Raw genomic sequence first — 18,621 nt, 5'->3', positions numbered from 1 at the left:
TGCCGGGTTATGTGCAGATTAGTGCATAGCCCGGCATTTCTTATATGAAACTATTGGAAAAATCTGGATCAGAATTCTTTGTTACTGATTTCAGCTTATGGTTGATATATAATTTTTATTGCGTTAAAGTTTACAAAAGAGGACATGAATAGAGGGAAATAAAGCCTTCGATTTACGTAAGCTTTCCACAAGGAGGTAACAGAATGGAATGGCTGAAAAATTTTAACAGCGCAGTGGATTATATTGAGAAAAATCTTGACAAAGAGATATCCTATGACGAAGCAGCCCGTACAGCCTGCTGCTCATCCTACTATTTTCAGAGGATGTTTTCCTATATTGCAGGCATTTCCCTGTCCGAGTATATACGCAGGCGGCGGATGACACAGGCTGCTTTTGAACTGCAGCAGTCAGAGAAAAAGGTTTTAGACATCGCCTTGAAATACGGTTATACGTCTCCGACATCGTTTAACAGGGCATTTCACGGCGTGCATGGGATTACTCCGACAGCTGCGAAGAGTACGGGAATCACTCTGAATTCCTATCCTGCGCTAAGTCTTTGCTTTCAGGTTACAGGAGGAGAAGCCATGGCTTATCGTATGGAAGAAAGAAGGGCATTCCGAATCGTCGGGATCAGGATTCCGCTGAAGGAAGACATGGAGGAAAATCAGAGGATCGTACCTCTTTTCTGGAAAAGCGTATGTGAGGAGAAGCGGTTCGGCCATATATGCAGTCTGTCTGACAGAACGCCGGGAGAAGTAATGGGCATTACTGTTTACAAAAATCCGGCCAGTATTTTTTATTATATTGGGGTGGAAACGGAGAAAGAGGTTCCAGCAGGCATGGATGAGTATGAGATACCAGCCGCCCTTTGGGCCGTATTCGAAAATGAGGGGCCGTTGAAAGAAAGCGTACAGAATGTATTCCGGAGGTTCTGCCGGGAATGGCTGCCATTTTCCGGGTATCGGTATGCAGGACTTCCGGATTTGGAGATTTATCCCATATGCGGCAGGGATATGTCAGGGGGCCATTCAGAAGTATGGATCGCAGTTCGAAGTGAGAAGGCGGATGAGAAGGCGGAATGAGTCGGCATGCTGCCTGGTGTCAGCTTCCGGCCGGCGTTTTAAAGACTTAATAAAAGGTGGAAGAAAGAAATCAGATTCAGAGCTGGAATTAATGAAAATAATATGCTGGCAGCTGCGGAATCGAACAGGTAAAACCAGAAAACGGCATAGTCGTATTCGATTATACGATGGATTGATGTTTCGTCAAAGAAAACGCAAAAAAAAGAAAAGGGCCTTTTTGCAGCACAGTGTCGACATACTGTCTGCAAAGCCCTTTTCTCATTCCGATTACAAACTCTAATTGCCAGTTAGATTGTAAATTGAAAATTACATCCCTAACGGGCAGGAGCAGAAGGCGGTGTGTGATGAAGTGTAATGCATTGGAAATTTCGTTTTTTTAATATGTGTGTGTTTGATGGTTTTTTTGCCTTCTAAACCTGTCTTTCAGGATTCATTTTCATCCGTTCAATATGTTAATGCACCAGCCGGAAATTTTATTGCAAAAAAAATAAAAAAATTTAAAATTATTTTTTAACTGTCCCGGACGACGGGAATATTCCTGCGTTTCTGCCCCATTTTCAGGGGACAGTCGGGAGTCTTTCAGCAGCTGCAGTGATTTCGGCAATTTTTTCTGTATAAGTATAGAAGGTTAAAAGGGACTATGAAAAGTACAGGGAGAATATTTGTCTTATTATTAACAATAAAAGGAGCAAAAAGAATACAAAAGTTTGTGGAGTATCCTAAAAATACCATAAAAATACTGTATACAATGTGAAAAAAATAATTGAGAATCACAATGAATTATGATATACTGTACAAGATGGCAAAACCGTAAATGATTTTGACCAAAAGAGTACAAGAAAGCGAAAGAAAGAGGGTTAGTTAGATGGGATTGGCTACATTTAAAGGCGGTATTCATCCTTACGAGGGAAAAGAACTGTCAGAGAGTAAGCCGGTGCAGGTATTAGCTCCGACGAGCGGAGAAATGGTATTCCCATTATCTCAGCATATCGGCGCTCCTGCGAAGCCATTGGTAGCAAAGGGCGATTATGTCCTTGCGGGCCAGAAGATCGCTGAAGCGGGCGGCTTTATTTCTGCCAATGTTATCAGTTCTGCATCCGGTACTGTTAAGGCGATCGAACCGAGAAGAGTACCGAATGGAGCGATGGTAAACTCGATCGTTATCGAGAACGATGGCGAGTACAAAACTGTAGAAGGCCTTGGAGATGACAGGGACTATACAAAGCTTTCCAAGCAGGAAATCCGTGATATCGTGAAAGAGGCAGGAATCGTCGGCCTCGGCGGTGCAGGTTTCCCGACAAACGTAAAGCTGTCACCGAAGGATGATTCCAAAATCGAATACGTTCTGGTCAACGGCGCAGAGTGTGAGCCGTATCTGACTTCCGACTACCGTATGATGCTGGAAGAACCGGAGAAGATTATCGGGGGCCTCAAGGTTATTCTTCAGCTGTTTGAGAATGCAAAAGGTGTGATCGGCATTGAGAACAACAAGCCGGAAGCGATTCAGAAGCTGACAGAAATGGTTAAGGATGAACCGAGAATTACCGTTTGTCCGCTCCTTACGAAGTATCCGCAGGGCGGTGAGCGTTCCTTAATCTATGCGATTACGGGAAGAAAGGTAAATTCTTCCATGCTGCCGGCAGATGCAGGCTGTGTGGTAGACAATATCGATACAGTTATTTCTATATATATGGCTGTATGCAAGACAACACCTCTGATGAGGCGTATTGTAACCGTAACAGGCGACGCAGTTGCAAATCCGCAGAACTTCAGCGTGAAGCTGGGAATGAACTACGAGGATATTCTGGCAGCAGCAGGCGGATTCAAGACAGAACCGGAAAAGATCATCAACGGCGGTCCTATGATGGGACAGGCTATGTTCGACCTTCATGCTCCTGTTATTAAGAACTCATCCGCACTTACCTGCCTGACTAAGGATGAAGTTTCCGCGAATGCTGAGACTCCGTGTATCCGCTGCGGCAAGTGCGTAAGCGTATGTCCAAGCCATATCGTTCCGCAGATGATGATGGATGCGGCAGAGAGAAATAACTATACGTTATTTGAAGGCTTAAACGGTATGGAATGTATGGAATGCGGAAGCTGTACGTTTATCTGCCCGGCAAAGAGACCTTTGACACAGGCGTTTAAGGAAATGCGTAAACAGGTTGCAGCAAACCGCAGAAAGAAAGCGTAAGAGGGGAGAAAAAGCATGAATAAATTATTGAACGTATCATCATCCCCGCATGTGAGAAGTAAGGTTACGACACAGAGCATCATGTTTGATGTGGCAATTGCAATGCTTCCTGCAACTGCGTATGGTGTATACAGATTTGGTTTAAGTGCATTAGTTACTTTAATCGCTACCGTACTTGCGTGTGTGGTCAGCGAATATTTATATGAAAAAGGTATGAAAAAGCCGATTACAATCTCTGATGGAAGTGCTCTTGTAACCGGTATGATTCTGGCTCTTAACATGCCTTGCGGACTTCTGCTTAAGCAGGTGGATCAGGGCTATGTATACCAGTGGAGCAATATATGGATTCCAATGCTGGGCGGCGTATTTGCAATTATTATCGTAAAACAGCTGTATGGCGGACTTGGTCAGAACTGGATGAACCCGGCTCTGGCAGCCAGATGTTTCCTTTTGATTTCCTTTGCTGGTAAAGTAAGCAACTTTGCAGATCCTCAGGTTATGGATGCGATGGCAGGCGCGACTCCTCTTGCAGTGATGAGAACAGCGGGAGCAGGAGCTGCAGCAGCACAGTCTGTTGATCTTCCGGCACTCTTTGTCGGCAACATCACCGGTACATACGGAGAGACTTCCGTGATCGCTCTGCTCATTGGCGCAGTTTATCTGCTTGCAAGAAAGGTTATCACCATTAAGATTCCGGGAACATATATCCTTTCCTTTGCAGTATTTATATTCATTTTTGGCGGATTTAATCCTTCATACGTACTGGCTCAGGTCTGTGCCGGCGGCCTTATCTTCGGTGCATTCTTTATGGCTACCGACTATGTTACAAGCCCGATTACACCAAAGGGACAGATCGTATTCGGTATCCTTTTAGGCGTTCTTACCGGTATCTTCCGTCTGTGGGGCGGATCTGCAGAAGGCGTTTCCTATGCGATCATCATTTCCAATATCGTAGTACCGCTTATTGAGAAATATACCCTTCCGAAAGCATTTGGAAAGGAGGGCAAGTAAGATGAAAAAAGGTGGATTTATGAAAGACGCCATGATCCTGTTTGTGATCACACTGGTTTCCGGTGTGCTTTTAGGAGGTGTCTACGAAGTTACAAAGAGCCCGATCGAAGCAGCTAACAAAGCTACCCAGATGGCAGCTTACAAGCAGGTTCTTCCGGAGGCGGCAGACTTTGACGATTCCAGTATGGCGCCAGCGGTTGAGAAGGCAACTGCTGACCTGGCAGGAATGTCGGATCAGTTCGGCAATGTATACGTAGACAGCGCGGCAGAAGCAAAAGATGCCAGCGGCGCTGTTATGGGTTACGTTGTTAACTCTACTTCCAAAGACGGCTTCGGCGGCGAAGTGAAGATTACTGTCGGCATTACGGCTGACGGAACAGTAAACGGAATTGCTTTCCTGTCCCTGTCTGAGACGCCAGGCCTTGGTATGAACGCTCAGAATGAGAGCTTCTACGGCCAGTTCGCAGGCAAGAACCAGAAAGCTTTAACAGTAGTGAAGGACAACTCAGGTGCAGCTGATAACGACAAGATCAACGCCATGAGTGGTGCGACCATTACGTCAAAAGCAGTTACAAACGCAGTAAACGCAGCTCTTTATTTTGCTGAAAACTGCGTAACACAGTAGGAGGTGGGATCATGAATAAATGTACAGAACGTATCTATAACGGTATAGTCAAAGAAAACCCAACCTTCGTCCTGATGTTAGGTATGTGTCCGACACTGGCTGTTACGACATCAGCCATCAATGGTCTGGGCATGGGTCTTTCCACAACGGCCGTTCTTGTTTTTTCCAACCTGATAATCGCAGCGCTGCGCAACATCATTCCGGACAGAGTCAGAATTCCGGCATTCATCGTTATCGTAGCCAGCCTTGTTACAATCGTTCAGCTGTTAATCCAGGGATTTGTTCCAAGCCTGTACGCTTCGCTTGGTATCTATATTCCTCTGATCGTTGTTAACTGTATTATTCTTGGCCGCGCAGAGTCATACGCTTCTAAAAACGGAGCTGTTCTTTCTGCATTTGACGGCATCGGTATGGGGCTTGGATTTACCGTAGGCCTTACATGTATCGGCATCGTCCGTGAGTTCTTAGGCTCCGGCGCATTCTTCGGCAATGGTTTTATTCCTGAGGATTTCCATATCTCTATCTTCGTTCTGGCTCCTGGAGCATTCTTTGTTCTGGCAGGACTTACAGCCCTTCAGAATAAGTTCAAGGCTCCGTCAGCGACCAATGGCGACGCTCCGAAATCCGAACTCGTATGCGGCGGAGACTGCATGCACTGTTCCGGACTTTCCTGCAAAGCCAACCATGAGGCGCTGGAAGAAGTGAGAAGAGAAGCAGAAGCAAAGGCACTTGCAGCTAAGAAGGCAGCTGCCGAGAAAGCAGCGGCAGCCAAAGCAGCAGCAGCTAAGGCAGCAGAAAACAAGGTTCAGGAATAGGAGGACAGATAGATGAAAGAATTATTACTGATTGCAATCGGCTCCGCCTGGTAAATAACGTTGTATTAAGCCAGTTCTTAGGCCTTTGTCCTTTCCTGGGCGTTTCCAAGAAGGTTGAGACTGCAGCCGGCATGGGCGCAGCGTAATCTTCGTTATTACGATTGCATCCGCAGTTACAAGCCTGGTTTATATGGCGTTTTTAAAGCCAACCGGACTGTTGGGAATTGATTTGACATATCTGCAGACCATCGTATTTATTCTGGTCATTGCAGCTCTTGTACAGTTTGTCGAGATGTTCTTAAAGAAGAACATGGTATCCCTGTATGAAGCACTTGGTGTATATCTTCCACTGATTACCACCAACTGTGCAGTACTTGGTGTTGCTCTGACAAACGTTCAGAAAGATTACAACTTTGTTCAGAGTGTTGTCAACGGTATCGGTATTTCCGTAGGCTTCACAATTGCTATCGTTATGCTGGCAGGTATCCGTGAGAAAATGGAATATAATGATGTTCCTCATACCTTTCAGGGTTCTCCAATTGTTTTAATTACCTCAGGTCTGATGGCAATCGCATTTTTCGGATTTTCCGGATTAATTTAAGGGAGGAGACGAAGGATGAATATTATAGCAATAGTGGCTGCAACAGCAGTCGTAGGTATTGTCGGTTTATTAATCGGCGTTTTGCTGGGTGTTGCCAGTGAAAAGTTTAAAGTAGAAGTAGATGAGAAGGAAATCCTGGTTCGTAACGAGCTGCCTGGCAATAACTGCGGCGGCTGCGGCTATGCAGGATGTGATGCCCTGGCGAAAGCGATCGCTCTTGGCCAGGCAGATGTAGGAGCCTGCCCGGTCGGCGGTGCTCCGGTAGCTGAAAAGATCGGCGCAATCATGGGTATCGCTGCAGGAAGCGCTGAGAAGAAGGTCGCTTTCGTTAAATGTAAAGGTACTTGTGATAAGACGAGAGTTCAGTACAGCTATACGGGAATTGCAGACTGCCGTAAGGCGTCGGTTGTACCCGGTTCAGGCGAAAAGGCTTGTTCTTACGGTTGTATGGGATATGGCTCCTGTGTAAAGGCATGTCAGTTCGATGCAATCCATGTTGTAGACGGTATCGCTGTCGTAGACAAGGAGAAATGTGTTGCCTGCGGAAAATGTACGGAAGCCTGCCCTCTTGGCCTGATCGACATGGTGCCTTACAGCGCAAAACACCTTGTACAGTGTAATTCCCACGACAAGGGCAAAGAAGTAAAAGAGAAATGTGACAACGGCTGTATCGGATGTACCTTATGTACAAAACAGTGCGAGTTTGACGCGATCCATATGGACAATAACGTAGCCGTAATCGACTATGAGAAGTGTACCAACTGCGGCAAATGTGCTCTTAAGTGTCCGACAAAGGTTATTCAGTAATTAAAAAACAGCAAATCATAAAAATCAAATTTTTAATCGTATTAATTCATCACACAAAAAAAGAGCTGCCGGGTGTTCCGGCGGCTCTTTTTGGCAATCGGTAGAAGGCGGTTACGATAGTTCGACTTTTTGAACTCCTTCATCGTTCGATCATATATTAAGCTGCTTCTTCGGAGGCCTGTTTCTCCAGGATTTCCTTCAGCGCCGTAAGAAGGCGGTCTACGCTTTCTTCGGTTGCGTTGTATCCCATAAGTCCGATCCGGATAATCTTGCCGGCCAGAGGGCCAAGTCCGCTGCTGACTTCGATGTGATACTTATTAAGGAGCTGTGCACGAAGATCGGCCTCGTCTACACCTTCCGGAACGACTACTGCATTGAGCTGAGGCAGGCGGTACTCTGGAGCTACGAGCATCTTCATGCCCATTTCATCCAGGCCCTTTACGAGGCGCTCATGGACAGACTGGTGACGTGCAAATACATGTTCCATACCTTCTTCGAGTACGTTGTAAATTGACTGATAGAGAGCATACATCATACTGATCGGAGCCGTATGATGGTATACGCGCTTGCTTCCGCCCCAGTACTGAGTCAGAAGATTCATATCGAGATACCAGTTGGGAACTTTCGTTTTGCGGTTATGGATTGCCTCCATGGCAGCGTCGGAAAATGTAATAGGAGAGGCGCCTGGAGGGCAGGACAGGCATTTCTGAGAGCCGCTGTAGCAGATATCTGCATGCCATTTGTCCACTTCCACAGGGATGCCGCCAAGGCTGGTTACAGCGTCTACTAAGTAAAGGCTTCCGGCTTCATGAACCAGCTGGCCGATCTCGCCTACAGGATTGCATACGCCGGTGGATGTCTCCGCATGAACGATGGCGACAATTTTATAGTGATCCTGGGCCAGGAGCTCTTTCACACGGTCAACCAGTACAGGAGTGCCCCATTCAAATTCTTCCTTCGTTACAACAGCGCCGAGGCGGCCCGCTACGTCAGCCATACGATTTCCGAATACGCCGTTTTCCAGAATCAGGACTTTGTCGCCTGCTTCTACGGTATTGACAAAAGCAGCTTCCATGCCGGAAGAGCCGGTGCCGGACAGAGGTACGGTAACCTCGTTTTTTGTCTGCATAAGTTGGCGGATGCCGTTTTTGATTTCTTCCATAATTTCGATGAAATAAGGGTCCAGATGGCCAAGCATAGTCTGGGAAAGGGCGCGGTAGGTAGAAGGAGCTACGCCGCTGGGGCCTGCGCCTAACAATAAAGTGCTCTGGATGCTGTCAAGATAATTCTTCTGCATGATTTTACGTCTCCTTTTTATTATGTATTAGATGTAATGTTTGGCCAAATGAAAAAAGAGCGGCTCATAAATAAATAGAGCTGCTCCATAAATATCCAAGATGCCGGAATAAAATACCGTCATGATAGTCCATATAAACAGCTCTGTCCTTTTGCCTGAGAGATTTGCGTGTAACACACTTGCACCTTCGGCACCCGTTTTTCAGGGATTCTCCAGAGTTCCATCCACATTACAGTCCTTTCCCAAGAGGGGAAACCTGAGAGTTTTACTCCTTCGGTGTGCACCTTAAATCCGATGCAGCTTTCCTGTAAGCTTCATTTGGCTTTATTTTGTTGCATCGAGTATAACGCAGGTGATCTGTTTTTGCAAGAGGGATTTATAACTTTTTTGAATTTTTTTACGCTCGAACCCAAAGTTGACTTATAAATCGTTCTATGTTATAGTAACGTTATTCCGTTCATAGAATAGAAATGAATACAGGAAGAATCTCTCTGGAGAGTCCCCGGCATGGGGCGCCGAAGGTGTACGGCAGAAAAGAGCTGCCAATCTCTCAGGCAAAAGGACAGGGTAATGTTCACTTTCTCAGAGGGCTGATAATTTATTTTATCAGCTTTTTTTCTTTGCCCTGAATGTGCGGGAATGGAAGGCGTGTGTACGTCAAATGAGTACATAATGAAAGGGCAAGGTGATAAGAATTAATGATATCAGGAGGAATAAAGTATGGAAACCGTTAGTCAGATTGTAAGCAATGCCAGTGATTTTTTATGGAATGTGGTTCTTATTATTCTGCTTTGCGGAACCGGTATTTACTACACGATTCGCTTACGATTTATTCAGGTACGAAAGTTTGGAGAGGGATGCCGCCAGGTGTTCGGCCACATGTGCTCAAGGGGGAAAAAAGGAGAATCAAAGGGTGAATCCGGGGAAATGACGCCTTTTCAGTCTGTAGCGACGGCGATCGCGCCCAGGTAGGAACAGGGAACCTGGCAGGCGCAGCAACGGCTTTGATCAGCGGCGGGCCGGGAGCCATATTCTGGATGTGGGTCAGCGCATTCTTTGGAATGTCCACCATATACGCGGAAGCGACTCTGGCACAGGAGTACAGAACAGTCGTAAACGGTGAGGTGACAGGAGGTCCTGTTTATTACATACGTGCAGCCTTTAAAGGGACGTTTGGCAAAATCCTGGCCGGCTGTTTTGCCGTCTTTATTATTCTGGCCCTTGGATTTACAGGAAATATGGTACAGTCCAATTCGATCGGCGCGGCTTTTACGGAAGTTTTTGAAGCGCACAATATCAATATTCCTCCGATCGCAGTTGGAATTGTATTGGCAGTCGTATGTTCCGTTATCTTTCTGGGAGGAGTTGACCGTCTTGCATCCGTTGTGGAAAAGATTGTGCCTCTGATGGCTGGAGTTTATATCATAGGAAGTCTTGTTCTGATCGGGCTTCATATTACGGCCCTTCCGGCGGCATTTAAAATGATCTTCGTAGGCGCGTTTCATCCGGAAGCTGTAGTGGGAGCCGGAGCAGGGATCGCTGTCCGGGAAGCGGTCCGCTTCGGCGTTGCCCGCGGCCTGTTCTCCAATGAAGCCGGTATGGGCTCCACGCCTCATGCCCATGCGAGAGCAAACGCTGAAAATCCTCATAAGCAGGGGCTGGCCGCCATGATCAGTGTATTTGTAGATACGTTTATAATTTTGAATCTGACCGTATTTTCCGTGCTGACAACAGGCGCTTTGGACAGCGGAAAAACGGGTACGGCTCTGACTCAGGCGGCGTTTATGACGAGTTTCGGCAGCTTTGGACTTATTTTTGTTGCCGTCTGCCTGCTGTTCTTCGCATTTTCCACGATTTTGGGCTGGCATTTCTTCGGGCTGGTCAATATGAAATACCTGTTCGGAGAGAAGGCGGCAGTGATCTATTCTCTTCTGGTGGTTGTATTCGTCATTGTGGGATCTGCTTTGAAAGTAGAATTGGTGTGGTCCATGTCGGATTTCTTCAACGGACTCATGGTAATCCCCAATGCTATCGCTCTCTGGGCTCTGAGCGGCGTAGTTGTAAAAATATGTAAGAAATTCAGTTAAGTATTATTAGTATCAGGAAGGCGGCAAAGGTTAATGATGATGAAAAGAAAATGGAAACCGTTTCTTGCAGCCGTTCTTACAGGCGCGGTGCTTATCGCTTCCGGCTGCAAAGGAAAGACAGAGAGTGGAAACGATGAGAAGGGCGGGACGAGTGAGGCGGTTCAAGACGATATTCCCCAATTGGAGGACGGCACCCTGGAAGGGAATGTTTTTACCAACAGGTGGGCTGATTTTGTGATCACCTTTCCAGATGATACGGAGTTCTGGAGTGAGGATGATCTGAGGGAGCAGGAAAAGCAGATTAAAGAATCCAATCCGTCCCTGAATGTGTTCAAATATGATTTTGCTGCTGTCGTCTCTGGAGAAAATATATTTGAATTGACATATGAAGGGATTGCAAAAGGCAGCACGCTGGAAAGCTATGTGAAGGAGACGGAAGAATCGCTTGAAGAAGCCGGTTATGCAATTGTGGATAAGGGCAGTATAAATCTGGGCGGCAGTGAGTATTCATTTGTCAGATCAGAGATGAAAATGGTAGAGGTTTCCTTTGGGTATGACTATTATATCAGGCAGGTGGATGACACCTATATGTGCCTTACCGTATTCTACAGGATGGATGACGGCAAGAAAATTCAGGATATTCTGGGAACAATGAAGCCCTGGAAAAAGAAATAAAGGCGCCTATAGTCAGGAAAAAGGTGTATGAAATAAAAAGTTAAGGCATTCGGCAGATGGGATCGGTTCGGAATTGATCTGCCGGATGTCTTTTCTGTTATGGAAAAATATCCGTTGAGATGATATGATAATAGGATATTAAAATTTACGGAAATTTAAAAGGAGAAGCAGATTATTCGATGGATAAATATCATGTACTGAAACAGTATTTTGGCTATAATACATTTCGCGAAGGGCAGGAAGCCTTAATTGACAGCATATTGGCGGGAAAAGATGTCTTTGGCATTATGCCTACAGGATCAGGAAAATCCCTTTGTTTTCAAATTCCCGCACTGATGATGGACGGGATTACACTTGTAATATCCCCGCTGATCTCCCTGATGAAGGATCAGGTGACGGCGCTGAATCAGGCAGGCGTTCATGCGGCCTACCTGAACAGCTCGCTTACGGCCAGCCAATATTATAAAGCGCTGGAATATGCGAAAGGCGGAAGATACCCGATTATCTATGTGGCGCCGGAACGCCTGGAGACGGATGGATTTCTCGATTTCGCGCTGCACACGAAAATTGCCATGGTGGCAGTCGATGAAGCTCATTGCGTCTCCCAGTGGGGGCAGGATTTCAGGCCCAGCTATTTAAAGATTGTTGATTTTATCAAAAAATTGCCGGAAAGGCCGGTTGTCAGTGCGTTTACGGCAACAGCCACAAAAGAGGTAAGAGAGGATATCATTGATATCCTTATGCTGCGGGAGCCAACGGTTGTAACGACTGGATATGACCGGCCGAATCTGTACCTGGAGGTGCAGGCGCCAAAAGATAAATATGCGGCATTGAAAAAGTTTGTGGAGACACACAGCGGCCAGTGCGGAATCGTATACTGCCTGACCAGAAAACTGGTGGAGGAAGTCAGTGACAGGCTAAAGGCAGACGGAGTTTCCGTCACCAGATACCATGCCGGACTGAGCGATACGGAGCGGCGCCAGAATCAGGACGATTTTATCTATGACCGCAGCCGCGTTATGGTCGCCACGAACGCATTCGGCATGGGAATTGACAAATCTGACGTGAGATTTGTCATCCATTACAACATGCCAAGGAGTATTGAAGCATTTTATCAGGAAATCGGAAGGTGTGCGAGAGATCAGGAACCTGGCGAATGTATTTTATTTTATAACGGACAGGATGTAATTACCAACCAGTTCTTTATCGACAATAACACAGATAATCAGGAACTGGACATGCAGACACGGCAGATCGTGGCCGGGCGGGACAGGGATCGGCTGCGTAAAATGACTTATTACTGTTTTACAACGGAATGCCTGCGTGATTACATCCTGCGGTATTTTGGAGAAGGCGGTTCCAATGCATGTGGAAACTGCATGAACTGTACGACTGAGTTTGAAACGGCAGATGTAACGGATGTTGCAAGAGCACTGATCGGATGTGTCAGTTTCTCCCATCAAAGATACGGCATGAATGTGATTATGGATACGGTCCATGGAGCGAATACTGTTAAAATCAGGCAGTACGGAATGGACGGCAGCCCTTATTACGGAACTCTGGCCAAGATTCCCTTATCCAGGTTGAGGCAGGTAATGAATTACCTGATGCTGCATGAATTTTTGACGGTTACGAATGATGAATATGCCATTGTAAAGCTGACCGGCAGGTCTGGGCACATTTTGGATGATGGCGAACCGGTAGTCATGAAGATGAAAAGAGAACAGGAGCAGCCGGCTAAAGAAAAAGACGGAAAGAAATCGAAGCAAACCAGAACGGCAGGGTATAGCCTTTCAGAGGCAGACGAGGCATTGTTTGAAAGGCTGAGAACTCTGCGCAGCGAAATTGCCAGGGAAGAAAAGGTTCCTCCGTATATTGTTTTCTCCGATAAAACCCTGGTACATATGTGCGGGGTAAAACCGAAAACAAAAGAGGAAATGATGACGGTAACAGGCGTGGGAGAATTTAAATTCCAAAAATACGGGGAACGTTTTTTGAAAGAAATCGGCAGATAAATACTGGTCTGCAAAATATACAGAGGATGCTTCAAAAGGAACGATCACCTGCACGCTCTGCGCACAGCTGGTTCAACTCTTGCAGCACCCTCTGTCTTTAATATACTTTGAATATCTTTTCCTCGAATTCGTCAGCAGGCATAGGACGGTCGAAATAGTATCCCTGAAGAAGAGAAAAGGGATATCTTTTTGTGATATCCAGAATCTCGGCGTTCTCTACGCCTTCGACGACTACGCGGATATCCAGCTTACGGCACAAATTTACGATACTTTCAATGATTGCCAGATCGACCGCATTGTCTTTGGTGAGATGCAGAATAAAGGAATGGTCTATTTTAACGGAATCGACCGGAAGATTGCGGATCAGAAGGAGCGTTGAATAAGCAATCCCGAAATCGTCCAGAGAGATACAGAACCCAAAGCTGCGTAGTTTTTTAAAGCACCCAGCCAGGGTGTCAAAATCGTCCACGTTTGAGCTTTCTGTCAGCTCGATGCACACGAAGTTGGGATTGATGCGGTATTCCTTTGCCTTCTGAATCAGATCGTCCACGAATTCAGGATCCTTAAACTGAAGGTAGGAAACGTTAAAACCTACCATCAGGCCGGGAAAATCCTTCTGCCATTTCTGCGCTTTTTTAAATACCTCATCCACAATCCACCGTCCTACGGCACAGATTTCACCGCTGAATTCCAGAAGTTTTATAATATCCCCAATAGCGACGGACGGGAGAGCGGGATCGGACCAGCGCAGCAGGGCTTCACAGCTTGTAACCTTATGCTGGGGAGTGCCTACCAGCGGCTGATAGTACAGCTGAAATCCCTCGAAGTGATTCAGAATCGATTTTCTGAGCGCTTGCTGAAGTTGAATGATATGATTATGGGATTCGGCAATCTTCTGTGAAAAAAATACGACATTGCCTCTGGCATTATGTTTTGCATGTTCCAGGGAATGCTCAAGACAACCTAATAACACATCTCTTTTTCCTCCGTTTTCAGGATAGAGCACCGCACCGCCGGAAATACCTAAATGTACGGGCTGGCCGTCCGGACCGTTCAGGTTCGCCGCCAGATGCTGAATGACTGTAAAGAGCTGCCTTGTGCTTTCGCGGGTGCCGCCTGGTAAGAGGATGATGAATTCATCTCCTTCCAGACGGTATACATATTGGTCTGGAGAACATATTGTTTCCAGCTTTCTGCTGAAATTATACAGAACCGTGTCGCCGAAGCTGTATCCGAATTTATTGATAATTTCCCGGAAATGATCCAGGTCGATCAGGAGAAGAGAACCGGATTCATTAGAAAAATCATGGTTATTGAATTCATAAATCGTCATCAGGTTCGTGAGTGGATCGTATTTATTTTTTGCGTCCAGCCGTGTCATGATACCGGCAAAGAGCTTTGGTTTCCCCTCTGGATTATAAATAAGAGTTCCGCGGCATTCCAGCCAGACGTATTCTCCATACCGGTTCATGGCGCGGTACTCACATTTATGATGATGCGTTTTTCCTGAGAAAACCTGAGCGAGATCCTCCGTGTATTTGGACCGGTCTTCCGGATGGATGCGGTGAAGCCAGATTCCGCCTGCGTCCGTCATGTATTCTCCGGGCATATCAAAATATTCGACCGCATTTTCAGACCACCGGGACAAGTCGGTTTTCATATCGCAGACATAGATGTAAACGTGATGAGAGGCTGTGGAAAATGCTTGAAATAAATCGTTATCCAGTATATCATTCATAATTCTACCAGTTTATTTGACCTTTCTTACAGAAATTGGTAAACAGGTTTCTAATACCTATTATAATAAAACAGGACGGGATATACAATCGGATTTCCATCTGGATATAAAATTGTTTTGGAGAAAACAGAATTGTAATGTACCGTTACTTAGAGTATAATTGCACTATATTGGACAAGGAAGGTTAGAATTATGGAATATCTAAACAACGGCGGCGGGATGACATCGGACGAAAGATTTTACGGGCTGAACGACATGGTAAAGGCCGGCTGCGGAGACTGTGAAGGCTGTTCTGCCTGCTGCCGGGGAATGGGCGCTTCGATCGTGCTGAATCCCTATGATATCTGGCTGCTTACGTCGAATCTTAAGACGTCGTTTGAAGGCCTGATGGCCGGAAAAATCGAACTGAACGTGGTAAACGGAATCATCCTCCCCAATCTGAAAATGGTGAAAAATGAAGAACGATGTGCATTTTTAAACGAAGAAAACAGATGTGGCATCCACTCGTTCCGTCCGGGAATATGCAGGATATTTCCTCTCGGCAGGGATTACGGCGGCAGGGGGATCCGGTATTTTCTGCTGGATGGCGCATGTAGGAAAGAAAATAAGACGAAGGTAAAAGTACGCAGATGGATCGATACGGAGAACGTGGGCAGAAATGAAGAATTTCTTGTCAGCTGGCACAGCTTTTTAAAAGGCCTCCAGGCCCAAATTATGCAGTCTGGGGATGAAACCTGGGTCAAAAACGCGAATATGTATGTGCTGCGGAAATTTTATTTGCAGCCATACGACAGGGAGGCGGATTTTTACGGCCAGTTTTATACGAGACTTAAAAAGGCTAAAGAAGAACTGGAAGTAAAAGGGGATTCTGGTTTAGGAATAAGCGTAGAGCCTGATTTGGGAAAGGAAACGGACTAAATGGGGAGAAGCAGCAGAGAACGGACTGAATTCATATCAAAATATGGTATGCTGATTGCGCTCGCATTTATTTTCAGTTATATAGAATCGCTGATCCCAATCCCGCTGCCTGTGCCGGGAATGAAGCTGGGACTGGCGAATCTGGTTACGATCGTAGGCCTGTATACGGTGGGGATTCCCGGAACGATTACTGTATCTCTCATCAGAATTGTTCTTGTGGGCATGACCTTTGGAAATATGTTCAGCATGTGGTACGGACTTGCAGGCGGCGCGTTAAGTCTCATTCTCATGATTGTGTGCAGGGCTGCCAAATGGTTCAGTCCTGTGGGAGTGAGCGTGGCGGGCGGAGTAGGCCATAACATCGGCCAGATTCTGATCGCGGCTTTCGTAGTGGAAAATAAAGGCGTGTTTTATTACCTGCCGGCTCTAATGGCCGGCGGAGTCGCCGCCGGCGCCGTAATCGGACTGCTGGGCGGAATGATTATCGTCAGAACGGAGCGCTTTTTCCGGTCTCAGGGATGAGTCGCCGCCATACATGAAAATGCAGATTACAGTTAGGATGGTTTCGATCACCGCCTGTGCTGCAATAACGCCATTTAACTTCCAGAAATAATTTAAAATAATTACTCCGGGAATGAATAATACCGCATTTCTTAAAACGGTAATAATCAGTGACTGAAAGGCCTTTCCCAATGCCTGAAAATAGCCTGTTACCATATTGATCACACCGAGCATAGGAGCTGATAAGCAGAGAATTTTTAAAAAGTAAGCCGTTTGTTCGATCAAAGCGCTGTCATTCAGGAATATTGAGGCAAAAAACTTTCCGAATAGAATAAAAACTGTCGTAAATGCGGCCCCTATAAGAATTCCATAGAGGATGGTGTATCTTACGACCCTGGACATATGCTGCTTTTTCTTTGCGCCATAGTAATAGCCGACCAGCGGAGTCACCCCTTGTGATAATCCAACTGACAGCAGAACCGGTATCATATCAAGTTTGTATGCGATGCCATAAGAAGCCACCGCATTAGAACCATAGATTCCGATATAATTATTAAGCACGATATTCGCAACACTCATAAGCACTGTAATTAAAGCGCCGGGAACGCCAATTCCCACCACATTTTTAATCATGTTCCTGTCAGGAGTAAAATATTGTGGGGACAGCGGCAGCAGTTCGTTTCCCCGTTTTCCCTCATGAATCATACAGACAATATAGTAAAAGGACGCGCATGCAAATCCCAGTGAGGTTGCCAGGGCGGCTCCGGCCGTACCCCAGTCCAAGAGGACGATGAAGATATAATCTAATATGATATTGATTACATTTCCCAGTATCAGACCGATGGTACTTTCCTTTATCAAACCGGCAGAGCGGAACAAATGTACAAATCCGTTGGCAAGCATAATAAAAGGCGCACCAATAAAAATATATGTAAGGTAGTCACATGTATAGGCAATATTATCGGCATCGGCGCCGGATATTCTTGCCAACGGCCGCAAAAAAACAAGTCCCAGGACAAGTGTGATTATACCGGCGGCCATCATTGCATACACACAAAAATTTATGGTTGCGCCAGCATCTTTTTTCTTCCCTTCTCCAATCAATCGGGCAATTACACTGCTTCCGCCCATACCAAAAATTCCAGCAATAGACATTACAATCAGTAATATGGGGGCGCATAAAGTTACGGCCGCTATCGTTGCAGGCTCCTTGGTCAAAGAAACAAAAAAGGTGTCGGCAATATTATAAATGAGGGTTGTAAGCTGACCCAGCATTGCAGGCAATCCCACTCTCATGATTGCCTTTGGAATATTTCTTTCTTCAAAAACAGATGTCATTTTCTTCTAACCTCCTTGAAATCGGAATTAGTATAATGTAAAATGATTTCAAAAAACAGGACATATGTCTTGTTGGGGAATTTATGGGAAATATGCAGAAAAAATACACAGGGAAAATGTATGGGAAGATATATAGGAAGGTTCATAGGAAAAATATATGGAAAAAATATATGATAAAAATAAAATAGCGCTTTGTATTGCCAAAAGCAAATATCAGGATGTTCTGAATACATTGGATGTGGAATTCTGCCTGATCCAATACGAGAAAGGGGAGCTGGTGACTTCGCCCTTTCAAAATGACTTGCTTTTTCAAATTATCGAACAGGGGTCTGTCAATATCTATTTTATCCGTGACGACGGCACGCGCTATTCCCTCTCAAGGGGCAATACGAATTATTTTCTCGGTGATATGGAAATATTTTACCCTGCGAACAACAATATCTACGCGGAAGCGGCTGAGAATCTGACATGTATTTCATTTTCAATTGATAAATACAAAGAAATTCTGCTTGCCAGCAATCAATTTCTACAGCTCATCTGCAATAGCCTTTCTACAAAAATTGCTGCAATCACAATCATTGATGCCGCCCCGGCGTCTTTGACAGAAAGAGCGATGACTTTTATGAAATACCGGGGCGGCGGGGTGCTGAAAGGGATCGAACAAACAGCCTTTCAACTTCACTGCAGCGCAAGGCAGCTTCAGAGAGTTATGAATCGTTGTGAAACCGCCGGTCTGGTCATAAAAACAGGAAAAGGGACGTACCGATTAATGGAATAGAAGAGGGGGAAGACAGGGTACCGTTTTCAGATTATAGGAGCCATAACATAATTTTATATAAGATAATCTTGACAAAGGCATGGCCATGATGGTATACTTTGAAAAATTCATAAAGCAACCAAAACCGTTGAAGTGGAGA

14 protein-coding genes, 2 pseudogenes and 2 riboswitches are annotated in these 18,621 nt (G+C 45.7%); of the genes and pseudogenes, 13 read left to right on the top strand and 3 right to left on the bottom strand.

Annotation, left to right across the window (positions count from 1 at the left end; genetic code table 11):
• Positions 1 to 203 precede the first annotated feature (203 nt).
• The 7 genes and pseudogenes from DXA13_RS03630 (at position 204) to DXA13_RS03600 (ending at position 7,135) form a co-directional block, all read left to right on the top strand.
• Positions 204 to 1,082 (top strand): AraC family transcriptional regulator, encoded by an 879-nt coding sequence (locus tag DXA13_RS03630; protein WP_118241965.1) that lies wholly within the window; start codon positions 204 to 206, stop codon positions 1,080 to 1,082.
• An 865-nt stretch (positions 1,083 to 1,947) separates the two neighbouring features.
• Complete coding sequence (gene rsxC, locus DXA13_RS03625; protein ID WP_118241964.1) at positions 1,948 to 3,276, top strand: electron transport complex subunit RsxC; 1,329 nt, start codon at positions 1,948 to 1,950, stop codon at positions 3,274 to 3,276.
• A gap of 15 nt (positions 3,277 to 3,291) precedes the next feature.
• Entirely contained in the window at positions 3,292 to 4,287 is a 996-nt protein-coding gene (locus DXA13_RS03620) for an RnfABCDGE type electron transport complex subunit D (protein ID WP_118241963.1), read from the top strand.
• Between the two features lies 1 nt (position 4,288).
• Entirely contained in the window at positions 4,289 to 4,912 is a 624-nt protein-coding gene (locus DXA13_RS03615; protein ID WP_118241962.1) for an RnfABCDGE type electron transport complex subunit G, read from the top strand.
• Between the two features lie 11 nt (positions 4,913 to 4,923).
• Positions 4,924 to 5,727: an electron transport complex subunit E gene (locus tag DXA13_RS03610; protein ID WP_118241961.1), complete on the top strand. Its 804-nt coding sequence runs from the start codon at positions 4,924 to 4,926 to the stop codon at positions 5,725 to 5,727.
• A 12-nt stretch (positions 5,728 to 5,739) separates the two neighbouring features.
• Positions 5,740 to 6,328: pseudogene (locus tag DXA13_RS03605) on the top strand (RnfABCDGE type electron transport complex subunit A).
• Between the two features lie 15 nt (positions 6,329 to 6,343).
• Positions 6,344 to 7,135 carry an RnfABCDGE type electron transport complex subunit B gene (locus DXA13_RS03600; protein WP_118241960.1) on the top strand — a complete coding sequence of 264 codons (792 nt, stop codon included), beginning with the start codon at positions 6,344 to 6,346 and terminating at the stop codon, positions 7,133 to 7,135.
• A 157-nt stretch (positions 7,136 to 7,292) separates the two neighbouring features.
• Here DXA13_RS03600 and DXA13_RS03595 read toward each other — a convergent pair whose 3' ends face one another.
• A complete protein-coding gene (locus DXA13_RS03595; protein ID WP_118241959.1) occupies positions 7,293 to 8,432 on the bottom strand; it encodes an alanine--glyoxylate aminotransferase family protein in 1,140 nt (379 codons plus the stop codon).
• A 133-nt stretch (positions 8,433 to 8,565) separates the two neighbouring features.
• Positions 8,566 to 8,658: riboswitch (glycine riboswitch) on the bottom strand.
• A gap of 255 nt (positions 8,659 to 8,913) precedes the next feature.
• Positions 8,914 to 9,008: riboswitch (glycine riboswitch) on the top strand.
• Positions 9,009 to 9,152: 144 nt separating this feature from the next.
• Between DXA13_RS03595 and DXA13_RS03590 the strand changes: the two are divergent.
• The 3 genes and pseudogenes from DXA13_RS03590 to recQ all read left to right on the top strand — a co-directional run bounded on the left by DXA13_RS03590 (position 9,153) and on the right by recQ (position 13,209).
• Positions 9,153 to 10,519 (top strand): annotated as a pseudogene (locus DXA13_RS03590) (sodium:alanine symporter family protein).
• A 33-nt stretch (positions 10,520 to 10,552) separates the two neighbouring features.
• The gene (locus tag DXA13_RS03585) at positions 10,553 to 11,194 is read left to right on the top strand and encodes a hypothetical protein (RefSeq protein WP_118241958.1); all 642 of its coding nucleotides are present in this window, start codon (positions 10,553 to 10,555) and stop codon (positions 11,192 to 11,194) included.
• Positions 11,195 to 11,373: 179 nt separating this feature from the next.
• Complete coding sequence (gene recQ / locus DXA13_RS03580) at positions 11,374 to 13,209, top strand: DNA helicase RecQ (protein ID WP_118241957.1); 1,836 nt, start codon at positions 11,374 to 11,376, stop codon at positions 13,207 to 13,209.
• 97 nt (positions 13,210 to 13,306) lie between these two features.
• Here the strand turns inward: recQ and DXA13_RS03575 are convergent, their stop codons facing one another.
• Entirely contained in the window at positions 13,307 to 14,947 is a 1,641-nt protein-coding gene (locus tag DXA13_RS03575) for a GGDEF and EAL domain-containing protein (RefSeq protein WP_118241956.1), read from the bottom strand.
• A gap of 192 nt (positions 14,948 to 15,139) precedes the next feature.
• Between DXA13_RS03575 and DXA13_RS03570 the strand changes: the two genes are divergently transcribed.
• A complete protein-coding gene (locus DXA13_RS03570) occupies positions 15,140 to 15,865 on the top strand; it encodes a YkgJ family cysteine cluster protein (RefSeq protein WP_243008951.1) in 726 nt (241 codons plus the stop codon).
• Positions 15,866 to 16,387 (top strand): Gx transporter family protein, encoded by a 522-nt coding sequence (locus DXA13_RS03565; protein ID WP_118241955.1) that lies wholly within the window; start codon positions 15,866 to 15,868, stop codon positions 16,385 to 16,387.
• On the opposite strand, the gene DXA13_RS03560 is transcribed toward DXA13_RS03565, so the two are convergent.
• On the bottom strand, positions 16,292 to 17,704 hold the full coding sequence (locus DXA13_RS03560; protein ID WP_118241954.1) for an MATE family efflux transporter: 1,413 nt from the start codon (positions 17,702 to 17,704) through the stop codon (positions 16,292 to 16,294). The two genes, DXA13_RS03565 and DXA13_RS03560, sit on opposite strands and share 96 nt — an antisense overlap.
• Positions 17,705 to 17,861: 157 nt before the next feature.
• Between DXA13_RS03560 and DXA13_RS03555 the strand changes: the two genes are divergently transcribed.
• The gene (locus DXA13_RS03555) at positions 17,862 to 18,482 is read left to right on the top strand and encodes a hypothetical protein (RefSeq protein WP_118241953.1); all 621 of its coding nucleotides are present in this window, start codon (positions 17,862 to 17,864) and stop codon (positions 18,480 to 18,482) included.
• The last annotated feature ends 139 nt before the right edge of the window (positions 18,483 to 18,621 follow it).

The sequence above is a fragment of the Clostridium sp. AM58-1XD genome, assembly GCF_003464085.1.
In the GTDB taxonomy this organism is placed as follows: domain Bacteria; phylum Bacillota; class Clostridia; order Lachnospirales; family Lachnospiraceae; genus Lachnoclostridium_A.
This window is presented reverse-complemented; position numbering and strand designations above follow the sequence as displayed.

Bases quoted from the DNA above. Each gene is read 5' to 3' on its own strand.
- DXA13_RS03555 (WP_118241953.1), top strand. From the start codon at position 17,862: ATGGAAAAAATATATGATAAAAATAAAATAGCGCTTTGTATTGCCAAA.
- DXA13_RS03565 (WP_118241955.1), top strand. From the start codon at position 15,866: ATGGGGAGAAGCAGCAGAGAACGGACTGAATTCATATCAAAATATGGT.
- recQ (WP_118241957.1), top strand. From the start codon at position 11,374: ATGGATAAATATCATGTACTGAAACAGTATTTTGGCTATAATACATTT.
- DXA13_RS03570 (WP_243008951.1), top strand. From the start codon at position 15,140: ATGGAATATCTAAACAACGGCGGCGGGATGACATCGGACGAAAGATTT.
- rsxC (WP_118241964.1), top strand. From the start codon at position 1,948: ATGGGATTGGCTACATTTAAAGGCGGTATTCATCCTTACGAGGGAAAA.
- DXA13_RS03560 (WP_118241954.1), bottom strand. From the start codon at position 17,704: ATGACATCTGTTTTTGAAGAAAGAAATATTCCAAAGGCAATCATGAGA.
- DXA13_RS03630 (WP_118241965.1), top strand. From the start codon at position 204: ATGGAATGGCTGAAAAATTTTAACAGCGCAGTGGATTATATTGAGAAA.
- DXA13_RS03615 (WP_118241962.1), top strand. From the start codon at position 4,289: ATGAAAAAAGGTGGATTTATGAAAGACGCCATGATCCTGTTTGTGATC.
- DXA13_RS03575 (WP_118241956.1), bottom strand. From the start codon at position 14,947: ATGAATGATATACTGGATAACGATTTATTTCAAGCATTTTCCACAGCC.
- DXA13_RS03595 (WP_118241959.1), bottom strand. From the start codon at position 8,432: ATGCAGAAGAATTATCTTGACAGCATCCAGAGCACTTTATTGTTAGGC.
- DXA13_RS03600 (WP_118241960.1), top strand. From the start codon at position 6,344: ATGAATATTATAGCAATAGTGGCTGCAACAGCAGTCGTAGGTATTGTC.
- DXA13_RS03620 (WP_118241963.1), top strand. From the start codon at position 3,292: ATGAATAAATTATTGAACGTATCATCATCCCCGCATGTGAGAAGTAAG.
- DXA13_RS03585 (WP_118241958.1), top strand. From the start codon at position 10,553: ATGATGATGAAAAGAAAATGGAAACCGTTTCTTGCAGCCGTTCTTACA.
- DXA13_RS03610 (WP_118241961.1), top strand. From the start codon at position 4,924: ATGAATAAATGTACAGAACGTATCTATAACGGTATAGTCAAAGAAAAC.